This window comes from Azospirillum sp. SYSU D00513, from assembly GCF_017356015.1.
GTDB lineage: Bacteria > Pseudomonadota > Alphaproteobacteria > Azospirillales > Azospirillaceae > Azospirillum.
Map to the genome: position 1 here is coordinate 1 of NZ_JAFIQV010000064.1, position 15,846 is coordinate 15,846.

16 protein-coding genes are annotated in these 15,846 nt (G+C 69.7%); 10 read left to right on the top strand and 6 right to left on the bottom strand.

From position 1 onward, the window contains the following. Nucleotides 1-562 precede the first annotated feature (562 nt). Entirely contained in the window at nucleotides 563-1,927 is a 1,365-nt protein-coding gene (locus tag JUB11_RS29585; protein ID WP_348771535.1) for a M23 family metallopeptidase, read from the top strand. A 64-nt stretch (nucleotides 1,928-1,991) separates the two neighbouring features. On the opposite strand, the gene JUB11_RS29590 is transcribed toward JUB11_RS29585, so the two are convergent. The 5 genes from JUB11_RS29590 to JUB11_RS29610 all read right to left on the bottom strand — a co-directional run bounded on the left by JUB11_RS29590 (nucleotide 1,992) and on the right by JUB11_RS29610 (nucleotide 6,986). Beyond that, nucleotides 1,992-2,168: a hypothetical protein gene (locus tag JUB11_RS29590; protein ID WP_207462400.1), complete on the bottom strand. Its 177-nt coding sequence runs from the start codon at nucleotides 2,166-2,168 to the stop codon at nucleotides 1,992-1,994. Between the two features lie 101 nt (nucleotides 2,169-2,269). Next, nucleotides 2,270-3,229, bottom strand: coding sequence for a GNAT family N-acetyltransferase (locus JUB11_RS29595; protein WP_207462401.1), 960 nt, complete (start codon nucleotides 3,227-3,229; stop codon nucleotides 2,270-2,272). Between the two features lie 17 nt (nucleotides 3,230-3,246). Continuing rightward, complete coding sequence (motA, locus tag JUB11_RS29600; RefSeq protein WP_207462402.1) at nucleotides 3,247-4,107, bottom strand: flagellar motor stator protein MotA; 861 nt, start codon at nucleotides 4,105-4,107, stop codon at nucleotides 3,247-3,249. Nucleotides 4,108-4,337: 230 nt separating this feature from the next. Next, nucleotides 4,338-6,197 carry a phosphoenolpyruvate carboxykinase (GTP) gene (locus tag JUB11_RS29605; protein WP_282189207.1) on the bottom strand — a complete coding sequence of 620 codons (1,860 nt, stop codon included), beginning with the start codon at nucleotides 6,195-6,197 and terminating at the stop codon, nucleotides 4,338-4,340. Between the two features lie 63 nt (nucleotides 6,198-6,260). Then, on the bottom strand, nucleotides 6,261-6,986 hold the full coding sequence (locus tag JUB11_RS29610; protein ID WP_282189208.1) for a DUF2470 domain-containing protein: 726 nt from the start codon (nucleotides 6,984-6,986) through the stop codon (nucleotides 6,261-6,263). Nucleotides 6,987-7,304: 318 nt separating this feature from the next. On the opposite strand from JUB11_RS29610, the gene JUB11_RS29615 reads away from it, so the two are divergent. The 8 genes from JUB11_RS29615 (at nucleotide 7,305) to ptsP (ending at nucleotide 14,384) form a co-directional block, all read left to right on the top strand. Further along, nucleotides 7,305-8,000: a response regulator transcription factor gene (locus JUB11_RS29615; protein ID WP_207462405.1), complete on the top strand. Its 696-nt coding sequence runs from the start codon at nucleotides 7,305-7,307 to the stop codon at nucleotides 7,998-8,000. 10 nt (nucleotides 8,001-8,010) lie between these two features. Then, nucleotides 8,011-9,693, top strand: a complete 1,683-nt coding sequence (locus tag JUB11_RS29620) for a stimulus-sensing domain-containing protein (RefSeq protein ID WP_207462406.1) — start codon at nucleotides 8,011-8,013, stop codon at nucleotides 9,691-9,693. A gap of 236 nt (nucleotides 9,694-9,929) precedes the next feature. Continuing rightward, nucleotides 9,930-10,322, top strand: a complete 393-nt coding sequence (locus tag JUB11_RS29625) for a hypothetical protein (protein WP_207462407.1) — start codon at nucleotides 9,930-9,932, stop codon at nucleotides 10,320-10,322. A 127-nt stretch (nucleotides 10,323-10,449) separates the two neighbouring features. Further along, complete coding sequence (locus tag JUB11_RS29630) at nucleotides 10,450-10,896, top strand: HPr kinase/phosphatase C-terminal domain-containing protein (RefSeq protein WP_207462408.1); 447 nt, start codon at nucleotides 10,450-10,452, stop codon at nucleotides 10,894-10,896. Between the two features lie 28 nt (nucleotides 10,897-10,924). Then, nucleotides 10,925-11,926, top strand: a complete 1,002-nt coding sequence (rapZ, locus tag JUB11_RS29635) for an RNase adapter RapZ (RefSeq protein ID WP_207462409.1) — start codon at nucleotides 10,925-10,927, stop codon at nucleotides 11,924-11,926. Further along, the gene (locus tag JUB11_RS29640; protein WP_207462410.1) at nucleotides 11,923-12,324 is read left to right on the top strand and encodes a PTS sugar transporter subunit IIA; all 402 of its coding nucleotides are present in this window, start codon (nucleotides 11,923-11,925) and stop codon (nucleotides 12,322-12,324) included. The genes rapZ and JUB11_RS29640 overlap by 4 nt, the downstream gene beginning before the upstream one ends. A gap of 4 nt (nucleotides 12,325-12,328) precedes the next feature. Continuing rightward, on the top strand, nucleotides 12,329-12,628 hold the full coding sequence (locus JUB11_RS29645; RefSeq protein ID WP_207462411.1) for an HPr family phosphocarrier protein: 300 nt from the start codon (nucleotides 12,329-12,331) through the stop codon (nucleotides 12,626-12,628). Continuing rightward, nucleotides 12,618-14,384: a phosphoenolpyruvate--protein phosphotransferase gene (gene ptsP, locus JUB11_RS29650; protein ID WP_207462412.1), complete on the top strand. Its 1,767-nt coding sequence runs from the start codon at nucleotides 12,618-12,620 to the stop codon at nucleotides 14,382-14,384. Before JUB11_RS29645 ends, ptsP begins: the two co-directional genes overlap by 11 nt. Here ptsP and JUB11_RS29655 read toward each other — a convergent pair. Then, nucleotides 14,368-14,982: a helix-turn-helix domain-containing protein gene (locus JUB11_RS29655; protein ID WP_348771536.1), complete on the bottom strand. Its 615-nt coding sequence runs from the start codon at nucleotides 14,980-14,982 to the stop codon at nucleotides 14,368-14,370. The genes ptsP and JUB11_RS29655 overlap by 17 nt on opposite strands. A gap of 101 nt (nucleotides 14,983-15,083) precedes the next feature. Here JUB11_RS29655 and bdcA point away from each other — a divergent pair, with 101 nt between their 5' ends. Next, nucleotides 15,084-15,797 (top strand): SDR family oxidoreductase, encoded by a 714-nt coding sequence (gene bdcA, locus JUB11_RS29660; protein WP_207462413.1) that lies wholly within the window; start codon nucleotides 15,084-15,086, stop codon nucleotides 15,795-15,797. The last annotated feature ends 49 nt before the right edge of the window (nucleotides 15,798-15,846 follow it).

Genomic DNA, 15,846 nt, shown 5'->3' on the forward strand with positions numbered 1-15,846 from the left:
CCGCCGCCTGCGCATCCCTTCTCACAACACGGTCTTCACTTTTAAAAGATCCCGCGGCTCAAAGCTCTGAGCCGCATCGGCCTGCCCCCAGGCAGCTCGTGCCAGGGCAACATTCGGCCGGATTTTCAAGACAGCAACCGCCGGAGACACGCAAACCGACGCACCCTTTCAGGTTCGCTTCGATCCGCCGTTCCGGAGATTTTCCCGACCCGCCGCCGTCTCAGTCGTGAGCGGCCACCGCGTCGGTGGAGCGGTTTATAAGCGCCACTGCGTCCGGGGCGCAAGAGGTTTTTTGACGGAAGCATGAAAATTTCCCCGCCCTCGATTTTTGAGCGGAAGCGTGGCCTGGATTCAGTGTATTGCGGTCCACTCCCCGGCGGGCTGCCACGCGGCAATCGCCGCCGCAGGGGAACAGGGCCTTGGCGCCTCGTCGATAAGCGGTCGCTCGTTGACAGGCTCTAAGGCCGCGCGCAAAGCTTCGGCCCGACGTCCTGATAGGACCGAAAGGCCTGACGGTTTCTCATATATCGTCGCCAGGGCGGCGGGGCATAGGAGGATGACGGTGCGTCTGAGAGGTTTCGGCCTTCCCACGCTCGCCTATTGCAGCAAGCTGCTGTGCGGCACGGTTCTTACCGGCGCACTCCTCTCCTCCACACTGGTCACGGCCCACGCCGCCGGCAGGACCACGGGCGGTTCCAGGGCGCCGGCCGAAAAGACGCAGGAACAGCCAGCCAAGGACGATGCAGCCAGGCAGAAGGCCCTGCACCGCCAGGTCCTGTCCATCGGGCGCGGCGACACGCTGATGGAAATGCTGACCAGCGCCAAGGTGACGCAGGACGAGGCGCACCAGGCCATCGCCGCCATGCGCAAGGTCTACGATCCCCGCAAGATCCAAGTCGGCCAGGAGGTCACGGTGCTGTTCGAGCCGCGCCGCGGCGGTTCGCGCCGCTTCGCCGGGTTCGAGTTCGTGCCGGACGCGCTGCGGTCCGTCTCCGTCTCGCGCGACGGGGACTCGGGCTTCAGCTCCAGCGAGACCGAGCGCGACGTCACGCGGCGGCCCGTCGGGGCTCAGGGCGTGGTCAGCTCCAGCCTGTTCGAGGCCGGGGCGAGCGCCGGTGTCCCGATGAGCGTCATGCTGGAGCTGATCCGCAGCTACTCCTACGAGGTGGACTTCCAGCGCGACCTGCAGCAGGGCGACCGGTTCGAGGTGCTGTACGAGAAGCTGGTCACGGACGACGACAGGCCCGTCGGCGAAGGCAACGTGCTCTACGCCAGCCTCGTGCTGAGCGGCAAGGAGATGCCGATCTATCGGCACAAGCACCGCGATGGCCGCTACGACTATTACAACCGCGACGGCGAGAGCATCCGCCGCGCGCTGCTGCGCACGCCGATCGACGGCGCCCGCATCACCTCGGGCTTCGGCATGCGCCGGCACCCGATCCTCGGCTTCAGCAAGATGCACAAGGGGATGGACTTCGGCGCCCCGACCGGCACGCCCATCTACGCCGCCGGCAACGGCGTGGTCGAGGAGGTCGGGCCGAAGGGTGCTTACGGCAACTACATCCGCATCAAGCACAACAGCCAGGTGTCCACCGCCTACGCCCATCTCAGCCGCATCGCGAAGACGACGCGGCGCGGCGGCCGGGTGGAACAGGGCGACGTCATCGGCTATGTCGGCAGCACCGGCCGCTCGACCGGCCCGCACCTGCATTTCGAGCTGCTGAAGGCGGGCCGCCAGGTCGATCCGCGCAGCGTGGACCTGCCGACCGGCGACAAGCTGGAGGGTCGCGAGCTGAAGGCGTTCCAGCAGACGGTCCGCACGCTCGACAAGATGTTCGAGGATTCCCGGAACGGCCTGCAGCTTGCCCGCTTCCCGGGCGGCGCCACCCCCCAGGAGGGGGGATGCAGCAAGGCGGCGGGCTGCTGAACCGCAGCCGCCCTCCCCGCCCGCGCTTTCCGGGCACCCGGACGCTTATCGGCGCTGCGGTGCCTCAGCGCTGTTGCATCAGCGTCCGGATGGCGGAGGCGATCATCTGGAGGCCTTTGTCCTCGTCCTCCGCGAGCTTCTGAAGCTTTTCCCGCACGGCCTGGACCTGCGGCTTGCGCTTGGACGCCTCGGTGATGGCCAGATGGGCCTCCTCGGCCGTCATCTTCTTTTCGTCGGACATGAAACCCTCCAGCCTCCAAAGGCGCGTGACGGCAACAGAATGATGCAGGCGTTCCGCCGGTTCAACGCCCGCTTGCGGAACCGCAAGGGCGCCGGCGAGCCTTACCGGTAGAGCCCCACCGTTTCGATGGCGTCGCCGCCGGTGCCGAGCTTGAATTCCGTGACGCCGGGGGCGCTTTCCGGATTGATGCCGCCCAGATCGAAGGAGGTGACGCCGCGCCGCTTCAGCGCCTGGACCGTGCGCCACAGCACCAGCCGCATGGCGTCCGCCTTGCGCCCCGTCTCGTTCGCCCAGCCGATCTGGTAGGTGGCGGCGGCACCATGCACATAGACCAGCGCGCAGGCGACTGGGGCACCGCGGTCGAGCGCCGTGGCGATCAGCACGCCGTCCTTCTTCACCAGCGCGTTGCGCAGCCGCACCGCGAGCCGGCCGGTCATCGGGCGGAACCCCTTGGCGAGCGCCTGCTCCTGCTCCTGCTTCATCAGCCAGGGCAGGTTCTTCGCTTCCCAGTCCATGTCCATGGCGAGGCCGGACTTCTCCGCCCCTTTCAGCCGCTGCCGCCAGTCGCGGGCGAAGCCCGCGCGCAGATCCTCCTCGCCGCGGGCGAGGTCCAGCCAGACCGTCCGGTAGCCCGGCCCGAAGGGGCGGAAGCCGCAGCGCCTCAGCAGCTCCTCGCTCTCCGGCCCGGCGGGCAGTTCCGGCAAGAGGCTGGCGCGGTTCAGGAGATTGTCCGGGCAAGCCTTGCGCAGCAGGCGGAAGGTCTCTTCCAGGACCGCCGGCTCGGGCAGCCCGTCGAGCCAGAGCGGGCCGCGGTGCATCTGGCGCTGCTGGAAGATCTTGAGGAAGCGCCGTTCCAGGATCTGGACGAGCCCTATGGTGGCCCCGCCCCGCCGAATCAGGCCGAGCCGGGGCACATGGCCGTGGGTCTTGCCCATGGCCTGGGCGTAGGCGAAGCTCTGCGGCAGGGTCGAGCGCCGCACCCGGCCGTAGAGCGACGACCATTCGGCCATCGTGCCCTCGTTCCAGAGGATCGAGACCCCCTCGTCCGTTCCCGCCGCCATTCCGGGATCCTTCCGCGTCACGCCGGCGGCAGGGCCGAGGTGGCCTCTTCGACCTGGGCGAAGGTCGGCCTGAACTCGGGCTCCAGCACGTTCCGGGCATATTCCACGGAGATCGCCGGCGCGTAGCCGGAAAGGTGCGCGATCAGCCCCGTCTTCATGCTCTGATAGTATTTGCCTTCGGCGTGGTAGATGTTCTTCAGCCCGCTGGCGATGGGCGCCACGAAGCCGTAGGCCACGAGAATGCCGGCGAAGGTGCCCACGAGCGCACCGCCGATCAGCTTGCCCAGCACCTCCGGCGGCTCCGAGATCGAGCCCATGGTGTGAATCACGCCCAGCACCGCCGCGACGATGCCCAGTGCCGGCACCGCGTCGGCCACCGCCTGGACGGCGTCGGCGACGCGCTGGTGCTCGTGGTGGATCGTCTCGATGTCCTCGTCCATCAGGTCCACCAGCTCATGCGGGTTGTCGGCGCCGAGCGACATGAGGCGGAGATAGGTGCAGAGGAACTCGATGGCGTGGTGGTTGCCGTAGAATTTCGGGAACTGCTGGAACAGCGGTGAATCCTCGGGCTTCTCGATGTGCTGCTCCAGGGCCAGCAGACCCTTGGTCTTCGCGATCTTGAAGACCTGGTACATCATCGTCAGAAGCTCGAGATAGTCGTCCTTCTTGTATTTGGCGCCCTTGAAGAGGTGGCCGATCTCCTTGCCCGTGTGGGTTACCACGCTCTTCGGGTTGGCGACGAAGTAGCCGCCGGCAGCCGCACCAAGAATGATCAGGAATTCGAAGGGCATCCACAGGACGCCCATGTGGCCGCCACCCAGCACATAGCCGCCGAACACGCTGAAGATCACGATGACGAAGCCGATGATCACGAACATGTCTTCAGTTCCTCCGGCGCTCTCGCCATTGCCTCCGCACGCAGCCCGGGCGGCCTTTTGCGGCGGCGGATTTTAACGATGACGCCGCCCCCTGTCACGAAAGGAGTAGCCGGAATGCCCGCGATCCTCCGCGTGGCGCGCGGTTGTCACGGGCCGTGGCGCGCACGGCGCATGCGAAAAGGGGCCGCCCGAGGGCGGCCCCAGTCTCGCGAGGGCGGAGAGGATGGAGCTCAGCCGACGCGCCAGACGTCCGGGGTGGTTTCCAGACGCCTGAGGAATTCGGCGCGCTGCCGGGCGATGCCCTCGGGCAGCGCCGCCCCGAACTGCCGGAACAGGGCCTCCTGGTTGCGCGCCTCGGCCTCGGCCTCGCCCCGGTCGATGTCCATGATCCGGCCGAAGCGGTCCGCCGGGAAGTCCAGCCCGTTCCAGTTGAGGTCCTGGTAATGGGGCATGTAGCCGAAGGGGCTCTCCGCCGGGGCCGGCGCCCGGCCGCGCACCCGGTCGACGATCCATTTCAGCACGCGCATGTTGTCGCCGAAACCCGGCCAGGCGAACCGCCCCTCCTCGTCGCGGCGGAACCAGTTGACGCGGTAGATGCGCGGCAGTTGCTTGACCCGGCTCTCCATTCCCAGCCAGTGGTCCCAATGCTCGGCCATGTTGTAGCCGCAGAAGGGCAGCATGGCGAAGGGGTCGCGCCGGATGGCCGCCTGGCCGACGGCCGCCGCCGTCGCCTCGGAGCCCATGGTCGCCGCCCAATAGACGCCCTCGCGCCAGTTGTAGGCCTCGAACACCAGCGGGAAGGTCTTGGACAGGCGGCCGCCGAAGACGAAGGCCGAGATCGGCACGCCGTCCGGCTCCTCCCAGGCCGGGTCGATCGAGGGGCACTGGGCCGCCGAGGCGGTGAAGCGCGAATTGGGGTGCGCCGCCGGGCGGCCGCTGTCCGGGGTCCAGTCCTTGCCCTGCCAGTCGATCAGATGGGCCGGCGCCTCGTCGGTCATGCCCTCCCACCAGACATCGCCGTCGTCGGTCAGCGCGACGTTGGTGAAGATCACGTCGCGGTCCAGCATCCGCATGGCGTTCGGGTTGGACTTCATGCTGGTGCCGGGCGCCACGCCGAAGAATCCCGCTTCCGGGTTGATGGCGCGGAGCGTGCCGTCCGGCTGGGGCTTGATCCAGGCGATGTCGTCGCCGACGGTCCGCACCGTCCAGCCGTCGAAGCCCTCCGGCGGGACCAGCATGGCGAAGTTGGTCTTGCCGCAGGCCGACGGGAATGCGGCGGCGACGTAGGTCTTCTCGCCCTCCGGGCTTTCCACGCCGAGGATCAGCATGTGCTCGGCCAGCCAGCCCTCGTCCCGCCCCATGGAGGAGGCGATGCGCAGGGCGAAGCATTTCTTCCCCAGGAGCGCGTTGCCGCCGTAGCCCGAGCCGTAGGAGACGATGGCGCGCTCCTCCGGGAAATGGACGATGTATTTGTGCTCGGCGTTGCAGGGCCAGGGCACGTCCTCCTGCCCCGGCTCCAGCGGGGCGCCGACGGAATGCAGCCCGGTGACGAAATCGCCGTCGTCGCCCAGCACGTCCAGCACGGCGGAGCCCATGCGCGTCATCATGCGCATGTTCACGGCGACGTAGGCGCTGTCCGACAGCTGCACGCCGATGTGGGATATCGAGGAGCCGAGCGGCCCCATGCTGAAGGGCACGACATACATGGTGCGCCCGCGCATGCAGCCGTCGAACAGCCGGCCCATGCGGTCCTTCATCTCCGACGGGTCCACCCAGTTGTTGGTGGGGCCGGCCTCCTCGCGCGTGCGGGTGCAGATGAAGGTGCGGTCCTCGACCCGCGCGACGTCGCCGGGGTCGGAGCGGCAGAGATAGGAGTTGGGGCGCTTGGCCTCGTTCAGCCGGATGAAGGTCCCCTGTTCCACCATCTCCGCGCAGAGCCGGTCATATTCCTCCCGCGACCCGTCGCACCAGTGGATGCGGTCCGGCTTGCATTGGGCGGCGACCTGCTCGACCCAGGCCAGGAGCTTCTTGTTACGCGTGGGCGTGCTTGCAGTCATTTTTTTGCCTCTTTGCGACGTTTCCTGCCCCAGGGCGTCCGGCTCTCAGGCCTTTTCTGCCCTGTTTCCTCCAAGTCCTGCCCGGCTGGCCCTTCCCTAGGGTCCGCGCGGGATCTCCCCCCGGACGAGCCCGTCGAAGGCCGCCCGCAGGGAGCCGGGATCGTCCAGCGAACCGTCCAGGGGACGGTCGAAATCGATGCGGGCGACCGCACCGCCCAGGCGCAGGTCGCACCCGTCCGGATCGACCCCGGTCACGGTCCAGCCGCCCTCCCCCGCCGCCCCTCCGGGAGATGCCATCCCGGGAGATGCCATCCCTTGGATCGCGGCGGCGTGGTCCCGGTTCATGGAAGCGACGATACCAGCCTCCTGCTCGGCCAGCGCAATTGCGACCTTCGGGATCAGCAGTTCGTCGGAGCCTATCCAATGGATGAGGCCAAACCCGGCCACGAGGTGGGCGCGCTCCACCGAAAGTCTGTAGAGGACGAAGTCGCCGAAGCCGGCGTAGAGCACCGCCTCGGGATGCCGGGCGAGGAAGCGGGCGCGGTGGTGCGGCTCGTCGGAGCGGGCGAGCCGTCCCAGCACCGAGACGCGGGCGCCGGTCAGAGGGCTGGCGAGTCCGGCGGTGCCGTCGAACAGCAGGCCTGCGCGCGCGTCCTCGGCGATGTTGCGTGTGTGGTCGGCGAGGCCGGAGAGCAGGAGAAGGGGGCTGCCGTCATGGTCGAGTGCCACGAGCACCAGCGAGGGATAGGGCCAGCCGGCGGCGCTTTCCGTGCCGCCGCGCATCGCGGTGGCCAGCGCCGCGCGGTCCAGCCCGCGCATCAGCCGGCGCGCCCGTTCGCCCGGCCTGCCGCCGGCCTCCTTTCCGGAAGCCGGGGTCGGTGACGGACCCGCACCCGGCCCCGAGGGGACCGGTGCGCCGGATGGATCGTCCGAATTCATGCCCGCAGCGGCAGCGTTTCCCGTGTCGCGCCGTTTCCCCGGCGCCGCATTGGTGCCATATTGGCCCTGAAAATTGGCGCCGAGGAAGGGAAAAGCGCCGGCCTATTCCTTTGAGCCGAGCGCCCTCCCCTCCCTCCCCTGTCCGGCCTCCCCAATCCGGCGGGGGCGCCAACACTCTTGTCGAAGGCTCACGGGAACGGCATGGCACAGACCGTCGCGCTGGTGGATGACGACCGCAACATCCTGACCTCCGTCTCCATGGCGCTGGAGGCGGAAGGGTTCGAGGTGCGCACCTACACCGACGGTGCGGAGGCCCTGCGCGGCCTGACCCAGCGCCCGCCGGACCTCGCCGTGCTCGACATCAAGATGCCGCGCATGGACGGGATGGAGCTTCTGCAGCGGCTGCGCCAGACCAGCGCCCTGCCGGTCATCTTCCTGACCAGCAAGGACGACGAGGTGGACGAGCTGATGGGCCTGCGCATGGGCGCGGACGACTACATCAAGAAGCCCTTCTCGCAGCGCCTGCTGATCGAGCGCATCCGCGCGCTGCTGCGCCGGGAGATGCTGTCGCGCGACCAGACCGAGGCCGATCCCGGCCAGATCCTGACCCGCGGCCCGCTGAACCTGGACAGCGCCCGCCACGCCTGCAGCTGGAAGAACCAGCCCATCGACCTGACGGTGACCGAGTTCCTGCTGGTCAAGGCGCTGGCCCAGCGCCCCGGCCACGTGAAGAGCCGCGACCAGCTGATGGACGCGGCCTATGGCGAGAACATCTACGTTGACGATCGAACCATCGACAGCCACGTCAAGCGGCTCCGCAAGAAGTTCAAGGCGATCGACCCGGACTTCGCGCAGATCGAAACGCTCTACGGCGTCGGCTACCGCTACAAGGAATAGCGGCGAGCCCGTGCGGCGCACAGGCCGCTGGACCGTCTCGCTCCTGACCCTGCGCATCCTGGCGGTCAACGTCATGGGGCTGGCGCTGCTGATGGGCGGGCTGCTCTATCTCGGCCGCTACCAGGACCGGCTGATCGAGGCCGAACTGGAGGCGCTGGAGACCGAGGCCCGGATCTTCGCCTCGGCACTCGGCGAGAGCGCGGTGCAGCGGGCGCCGTCGGAGACCGAGACCGGCCGCGAGAGCTACGAGCTGTCGCCGGAGCTGGCGCGGCAGATGCTGCGCCGCCTCGTGGAGACGACGGCCACCCGCACCCGCCTCTACGACGAGGACGGCCACATGCTGTCGGACAGCCGCGTGCTGACCGGCTCCCCCGGCACCATCGAGATCGAGGAGCTGCCGCCGCCGCCGGCCGGCGACGCGGTGACGGAGCAGGTGAAGGGCGTGGTCTACCGGCTGCTCGACATCATGCCGAGCCGCGAGAAGCTCCCCCTCTACCGCGAGCGGCCCGGCCAGACGGCGGCCCAGATGCCCGACGTGGCGCGCGCGCTGGCCGGCGAGGCCAGCGCCACCTCCTGGCGGGTGGAGACGGCCGGGCGCGGTCCCGACCTGCTGCTGACGGTCGGCGTGCCGGTGCAGCGCTACAAGGAGGTGCTGGGTGCGGTGCTGCTGTCGCGCGGCGGCGGCTCCATCGACGCGGCCATCCGCTCGGTGCGCTTCGACGTGCTGCGCGTGTCGGTGGTCGTGCTGCTGGTGACGGTGCTGCTGTCGCTCTATCTCGCCAGCACCATCGCCCGGCCGATCCGCAAGCTGGCGCAGGCCGCCGACCGGCTGCGCACCGGCCACGGCCGCCACACGGAGATCCCCGACTTCACCGCGCGCGGCGACGAGATCGGCGACCTGTCGGGCGTGCTGCGCGACATGACGGCCGCACTCTGGGCGCGCATGGACGCCATCGAACGCTTCGCCGCCGACGTGGCGCACGAGATCAAGAACCCGCTGACCTCGTTGCGCAGCGCCGTGGAGACGGTCAACCGCATCGAGGATCCGGCGCGGCGCGCCCGGCTGATGACGATCATCGCCGAGGACGTGCAGAGGCTTGACCGGCTGATCAGCGACATCTCCAACGCCTCGCGCCTGGACGCCGAGCTGTCGCGCGCCGAGCCGGAGCCGGTGGACGTCGGCGCCGTCCTGCGCACGCTGGCGGACATTCACGGCGACACGCTGGCCGCGGGCGAGGAGCCGGACGGCGAAGCGCCGCCGCGCCTCGTGATCGAACTGCCGGACGGCGAGCCGCTGGTCGTGCCCGGGCTGGAGGGGCGCCTGACCCAGGTCTTCCAGAACCTCATCGCCAACGCCCTGTCCTTCTCGCCGCCCGGCGGGCTGGTCCGGCTGGCCGCCGCGCGCGACGGCGACGGCGTGCGGATCACCGTCACGGACCAGGGCCCCGGCATCCCCGAGGGCAAGGAGGAGGCGATCTTCGAGCGCTTCTACACGGAGCGCCCCGCGGGCGAGAAGTTCGGGACCCATTCGGGCCTCGGCCTGTCGATCTCCAAGCAGATCGTGGAAGCCCATGGCGGGACGATCACCGCCGAAAACCGCGCGCCATCCAGCGGAACCGCGCCGGAAAAGCGAAACCCGGACGGCGGTGGCAACCATGGTGCCGTCTTCACGGTGCGGCTGCCACGCTACTAAAGTCGCGAGTTGCACGGCGTCATTCGCTTGTGGCGTGCACGCTTTTCCCGTGTTTAAATCAAGTTGCATATGAGGAGATCCTAGCCACCCCGGACTACAGGCGTATGGCTCGCCTATGACCGGAGGCTGTGCCGGAGGATTCCCCAAACCCACACCCCGCGGCGGCGGTCGCGCCGCCCATGGCCTTTCCGGCCATGGCCCGCGATCCCGGCGCCGGTCAGATGCAAGGAGGGGGCATGCTCGAGTCCGCGCGCGCATCCGGTTCCACGAACGTCGTCGACCTCCGCCAGTACCGCCTGCTCCGCCTGATGCAGGAAGCCGGCCGCCAGCAGAAGAAGGTGGCGGCGATGATGCGCGAATCGGCGGCCGACCGCGCGCGCATCGCCGAGTCGCTGCGCGGGGCGCAGAACCACCTGTCCCGCGCCGCCGAGGGCTACTCGGTGCTGCTGAAGCGGCTGGAGGAGGAGCGGAGCTTCCGCGACGCCTGCCTGGAGGCCGCCGAACTGGATGACATCGACGAGATGGTCCGCCGCCGTGACGCGCTGGCCGACGAGCTGGCGCGGCTGCGCCGCGACGGGCGCCAGCCGCTGACGGCGCAGAGCCCGGCCATGGCCGAGGCGGGCGAGTGACCGGCTGCCCGCGCGGCACCGGGCGCCCGCCGCCTTCCGGCTCCGGCCCGATCCTTTTTCGGAGCCTCTTTCGGTTCGGCCTGCATACCATTGACAGACGCCACGCCACGGATCACCTTCGCTTGTGATGGTGACAATACATGGCACCTGCGTCCTGCTTTCGGGCATCGGCCTGCTGCTGCGCGGAAGGTCGGGCAGCGGCAAGTCCGATCTTGCCCTGCGGCTGATCGACGGCGGGGCGCGGCTGATCGCCGACGACCGCGTGGAGCTTTGGATGGAGGATGGCAGGCTGATGGCGAAGGCGCCGCTGGCGCTGGCCGGTCTGCTGGAAGTGCGGGGCGTCGGCATCCTGCCGGTGCCGGCCGCACCGGAGGCCCCGGTCGGGCTTGTCGTCGATCTGGTCGAACGCGACCGGGTCGAACGGCTTCCCCATGCCGAGACGGCCACCCTGCTGGAGGCCGCCCCGCCCCGGCTGGCGCTCGCCCCCTTCGACGCTTCCGCCCCCGCCAAGCTCCGGCTCGCCGCCGAGGCGGTCCGGGCGGGCCGGCTGGGCGAGGTTCCCTCCTTCCCATGACGTCCCTCCCCCAATGACGGCCTCCCTCATGACCGCCGACACGCACAGCGAACAGCCGCCTTCGGGCGGGCGCGGCCGGGTGGTGCTGATCACCGGCCTGTCGGGCGCCGGCATGTCCGTGGCGCTGAAGGCGCTGGAGGATCTCGGCTACGAGGCGGTGGACAACCTGCGGCTGTCCCTGCTGCCCGCCCTGATCGAACAGGCCGACCCGCGCCAGCGCCCGGTGGCGCTCGTGGTGGACAGCCGCACGCGCGACTTCTCGGCCGAGGCCTTCCTCCAGCAGCTCGACGCCCTACGCGCCAACGAGAGGTTGGACGTCCGGCTGCTCTTCCTGGATTGCGGCGACGAGGTGCTCCAGCGCCGCTTCACCGAGACCCGGCGGCGCCATCCGCTGGCCGTGGACCGGCCGGTTCCCGACGGCATCGCGCGGGAGCGGACGATGCTCTTGCCGCTGAAGGCGCTGGCCGACCTGACGATCGACACCACCCAGCTGTCGATCCATGACCTGCGCCGCAGCATGGCCGGCCACTTCCGGCTGGACGAGCAGCCGGCCCTCCAGGTCTTCGTGACCTCCTTCTCCTTCCGGATGGGGCTGCCGCGCGAGGCCGACCTGGTCTTCGACGTGCGCTTCCTGACCAACCCGCATTACGACCCGGAGCTGCGCCACCTGACCGGGCTGGACCCGGCGGTCGCGGCACGGGTCCAGAGCGACCCCGACTTCCCGGCCTTCTTCGACAATCTCACCTCCTTGTTGAAGCCTCTGCTGCCGCGCTACAACCAGGAAGGCAAGAGCTACCTGACCATCGCCATCGGCTGCACGGGCGGGCAGCACCGTTCGGTGTTCCTCGCCGAGAAGCTGACGGAATGGCTGAAGGAGCGCGGGCTCAAGGTCGGGCTCAGCCACCGCGAGCTGCAGCGCGGGGCGGCGCGTCCGGACGGGCGCCGGCAGACCGCGCAAACGCAGATCACGCACACAATCAAAAAACCCGAGGCCCCTGGGGAGGATCCAAACGTGAAGGATATCCCATGATCGGTATGGTTCTGGTAACCCACGGGCGCCTGGCGGCGGAGTTCATCGCCGCGCTGGAGCATGTGGTGGGCAAGCAGCAGCAGGTGCGCGAGGTGTGCATCGGCCCCGACGACGACATGGAGCAGCGCCGGCAGGACATCCTGAACTCCGTGGCGGAGGTCGACGACGGCTCCGGCGTGGTGGTGCTGACGGACATGTTCGGCGGCACGCCCTCCAACCTCGCCATCTCCATCATGGACAAGGCCAAGGTGGAGGTGATCGCCGGCGTCAACCTGCCGATGCTGATCAAGCTCGCCAGCGTGCGCGGCCAGGACACGCTGCCGCACGCCGTGGCGGCCGCGCGCGAGGCCGGGCGGAAATACATCAACGTCGCCTCTTCCCTGCTGTCGGACGGGTGAGTTCATGAGCGAGAACGGACCGGCGGACCGGAATCCGGAAGCCTCCCAGACCGTCACCATCAGCAACCAGCGCGGCCTGCACGCCCGCGCCGCCGCCAAGTTCGTCAAGCTGGCCGCCACCTTCGACTGCGAGGTCGAGGTGCGCCGGGGCGAGACGCAGGTGTCCGGCGAATCCATCATGGGGCTGATGATGCTCGCCGCCGGGCCCGGAACCTCGGTCGAGCTGGTCGCCTACGGCAACGACGCCGAGGCGGCGATCTCCGCCCTGGCCGATCTGGTGACGCGCAAGTTCGATGAAGACTGACACCCCCCCGCAGGGACGGCGGCTGCGCGGGCTGGGCGTTTCGCCCGGCATCGCCATCGGTCCGGCCCACCTCGTCGAGAGCGGCTCCATCCACGCGCCCGAATACACGGTTCCACCCGAAGGGGTGGAGGCCGAGGTCGCGCGCTTCAACGAGGCGACCGCCAAGGCGCGCCGCCAGATCAAGAAGCTGAAGAGCAAGGCGCTGGTCCTGCCCGGCTCGGCCTCCGAGGAGGTCGGATTCCTGCTCGACGCCCATCTGGCGATGATGACCAACTCGCGCCTGACCCGCGGGGTGGAGCGCCGCATCAAGGAGGAGGGCCTCAACGCCGAGGCCGCCGTCCAGGCGGAGATCACCGCCATCGCCGAGACCTTCGCCGGCATGGACGACGCCTATCTGGCCGCGCGCATGACCGACGTGCGCGAGGTCGGCCGGCGGCTGATGCGCAACCTGATGCAGCACGAGTACCAGGGATTCGGCATGCTGCCGGAGGGCAGCGTGATCCTGGCCGAAGAGCTGACCCCCGCCGACACCGCGCTGATCGACCCGCGCCGGGTGCTGGGCTTCGCCTCCGTGCTGGGCGGGGCCGAGGGCCACACGGCCATCATGGCGCGCTCGCTGGGGCTGCCCGCCGTGCTCGGCGTGCCGGGGCTGCTGACCAACGTGCGCAACGGGGCCACCGTCATCGTGGACGGTGTCGAGGGCGTCGTCCACATCGACCCGCCGCCGGAGCTTCTGGAAAGCTACCGCAGCCGCCAGGCCGAGCGCGAGCGCGAGCGCGAGAAGCTGAAGGGGCTGCGCCGCCTGCCCTCGGTCACGCGCGACGGCACCACCGTGTCGCTCCAGGCCAACCTGGAGCTGCCGCGCGACCTCGACCACGCGCTGGAGAACGGCGCCCAGGGCATCGGGCTGCTGCGCACCGAGTTCCTCTTCATGAACCGCCAGGATCTGCCGGACGAGGACGAGCAGTACCATGTGCTGCGCGCCATCGTGCAGGGCATGGACGGCCGCCCGGTCACCGCCCGCACCATGGACGTCGGCGGCGAGAAGCTCGCCGGCTGGATGGCGGGCCGCTACGGCGAGCCCGCCAACCCGGCGCTCAGCCTGCGGGCGGTGCGGCTCGGCCTGCGCGAGCCGAAGCTGCTGGAGGTGCAGCTCGCCGCCATGCTGCGGGCCGGCGCCCACGGCCCCCTGCGCATCCTGCTGCCGATGATCTGCTCGGTCAGCGAGGTCGTGCGGGTGCGCGAGATCATGGGCCAGGTGGCCCGTCGGCTGCGCCGCCGCAACGTGCGGATCGCCGACCCGCTGCCGCCCTTGGGCGTGATGATCGAGGTGCCGGGGGCCGCCCTGTCGGCGGACGCGCTGGCGCATGCCGCCGACTTCTTCTCCATCGGCACCAACGACCTGACCCAGTACACGCTGGCCATCGACCGGGCCGACGACCAGGTCGCGGCCCTCTACGACCCCCTGCACCCGGCGGTGCTGCGCCTCATCCAGTTCACGGTGGAGGCCGCCCTGCGGTCGCGCATCCCCGTGGCCGTCTGCGGCGAGATCGCCGGCGACCCGCGCTACGCGGCGCTGCTGCTGGGGTTGGGCGTGCGCGACCTGTCGATGGCCCCGCCCTCGATTCCCATCGTCAAGCGCCGCATCCGCAACCTGGACCTTGTCGAGGCGAGCCGCCGCGCCCGCGTCATCATGGACCAGAGCGACAGCGGCCGCATCGCAACCCTGCTCGATGACTTCAACGCGCTGAGCTGAGGTCGCCCAGCTCCCGCCGGACGGCGGCTCCCGCCAGCTCGGCGAATCGGAGCAGCCGCTCCGGGCCGGCGCCGTCGCGCGCCTCGGCGGACATGCCGGCCATGGCGGTCGCCATGAAGTCCGCCAGATCCTCGGCCCGCTCCGGCGCCTCGGCGGCGATGACGTCGCGCATCGCCGCCCGCGCCGCCGCCTTGGCGGCCAGCGCCAGGGCTCTCGCCTGGGGGTCGGCGCTGTTGCGCGCGCCGTCCAGCACAAGGCAGCCCGCCACCCCGCCACGCTCCGGATAGCTTCGCGCCGCTTCCAGCAGCGTCCGCTGCAGCACCTCGGCCACCGTGCCGCCACCTGCGCGGGCGCGGGCGAACAGGTTCGCCTCGCCCTCGGCGTAGCGCCGCAGCGCGCGTTCGAACAGGCCGGCCTTGCTGCCGAAGGCGGCGTAGAGGCTCGGCGGCTTGATGCCGAGTTCCGTCCCCAGCTCCGCCACCCCGACGGCGTCGTAGCCGCGGCTGTGGAACAGCAGCATCGCGCGCTCCACCGCCTGGTCCAGATCGAAGGCCCGCGGCCGTCCCCGCGCGCCCGGCTCCATATTTTTAGTAGTCACTATAGAATTCCTCTTGCCCGCCCCGCCCGGATGGGATTATGCAACATCATATTATGTAGCACTCGCTACATTTCAAAGCGGCGGAAGCCGAGGAGGATGGAATGCCGGGTTTCAGCGACAAGTCGGTTCTGGTTCTGGGCGGCAGCCGGGGCATCGGCGCCGCCATCGTGCGGCGCTTCGCGGCGGACGGCGCACGGGTCTCCTTCACCTACGCCGGGTCGGCCGAGGCCTCCGCGTCCCTGGCATCGGAGACGGGCACGCAAGCGATCCTGACCGACAGCGCCGACCGGGACGCGCTGATCGCCACCGTCGCCGGCCGGGGGCCGATCGACGTGCTGGTCGTCAACGCCGGCACGGCGGTGCTCGGGGATCCGTTGACCCTCGACCCCGACGCCATCGACCGGATGATCGACGTGAACGTCCGCGCGCCCTATCACGCGGCGGTCGAGGCCGCGCGGCGCATGCCGGACGGCGGACGGATCATCGTGATCGGCTCGGTCAACGGCGACCGCATGCCCTTCGCCGGCGGTGCGGCCTACGCCCTGACCAAGGCGGCGGTGCAGGGCATGGTGCGCGGCCTCGCCCGCGACTTCGGCCATCGCGGGATCACCGTGAACGCCGTCCAGCCCGGCCCGACCCACAGCGACATGAACCCGGAGGATGGGCCGATGGCGGACGCCATGCGCGGCTTCATGGCGATCAAGCGCCACATCCGCGCGGAGGAGGTCGCCGAACTCACCGCCTATCTCGCCGGGCCGCAGGCCGCGATGATCACGGGTTCGTTCCAGACCATCGACGGGGGCTTCGGCGCCTGACCGCGCCGGGGCTTACCGACAAGACATAAAGATATCTTTATGCTTGCGC

Excerpts from the sequence above, each read along its gene's own strand:
- JUB11_RS29590 (WP_207462400.1), bottom strand. The coding sequence starts at position 2,168 with ATGTCCGACGAAAAGAAGATGACGGCCGAGGAGGCCCATCTGGCCATC.
- JUB11_RS29595 (WP_207462401.1), bottom strand. The coding sequence starts at position 3,229 with ATGGCGGCGGGAACGGACGAGGGGGTCTCGATCCTCTGGAACGAGGGC.
- motA (WP_207462402.1), bottom strand. The coding sequence starts at position 4,107 with ATGTTCGTGATCATCGGCTTCGTCATCGTGATCTTCAGCGTGTTCGGC.
- JUB11_RS29615 (WP_207462405.1), top strand. The coding sequence starts at position 7,305 with ATGGCACAGACCGTCGCGCTGGTGGATGACGACCGCAACATCCTGACC.
- JUB11_RS29625 (WP_207462407.1), top strand. The coding sequence starts at position 9,930 with ATGCTCGAGTCCGCGCGCGCATCCGGTTCCACGAACGTCGTCGACCTC.
- JUB11_RS29630 (WP_207462408.1), top strand. The coding sequence starts at position 10,450 with ATGGTGACAATACATGGCACCTGCGTCCTGCTTTCGGGCATCGGCCTG.
- rapZ (WP_207462409.1), top strand. The coding sequence starts at position 10,925 with ATGACCGCCGACACGCACAGCGAACAGCCGCCTTCGGGCGGGCGCGGC.
- JUB11_RS29640 (WP_207462410.1), top strand. The coding sequence starts at position 11,923 with ATGATCGGTATGGTTCTGGTAACCCACGGGCGCCTGGCGGCGGAGTTC.
- JUB11_RS29645 (WP_207462411.1), top strand. The coding sequence starts at position 12,329 with ATGAGCGAGAACGGACCGGCGGACCGGAATCCGGAAGCCTCCCAGACC.
- ptsP (WP_207462412.1), top strand. The coding sequence starts at position 12,618 with ATGAAGACTGACACCCCCCCGCAGGGACGGCGGCTGCGCGGGCTGGGC.
- bdcA (WP_207462413.1), top strand. The coding sequence starts at position 15,084 with ATGCCGGGTTTCAGCGACAAGTCGGTTCTGGTTCTGGGCGGCAGCCGG.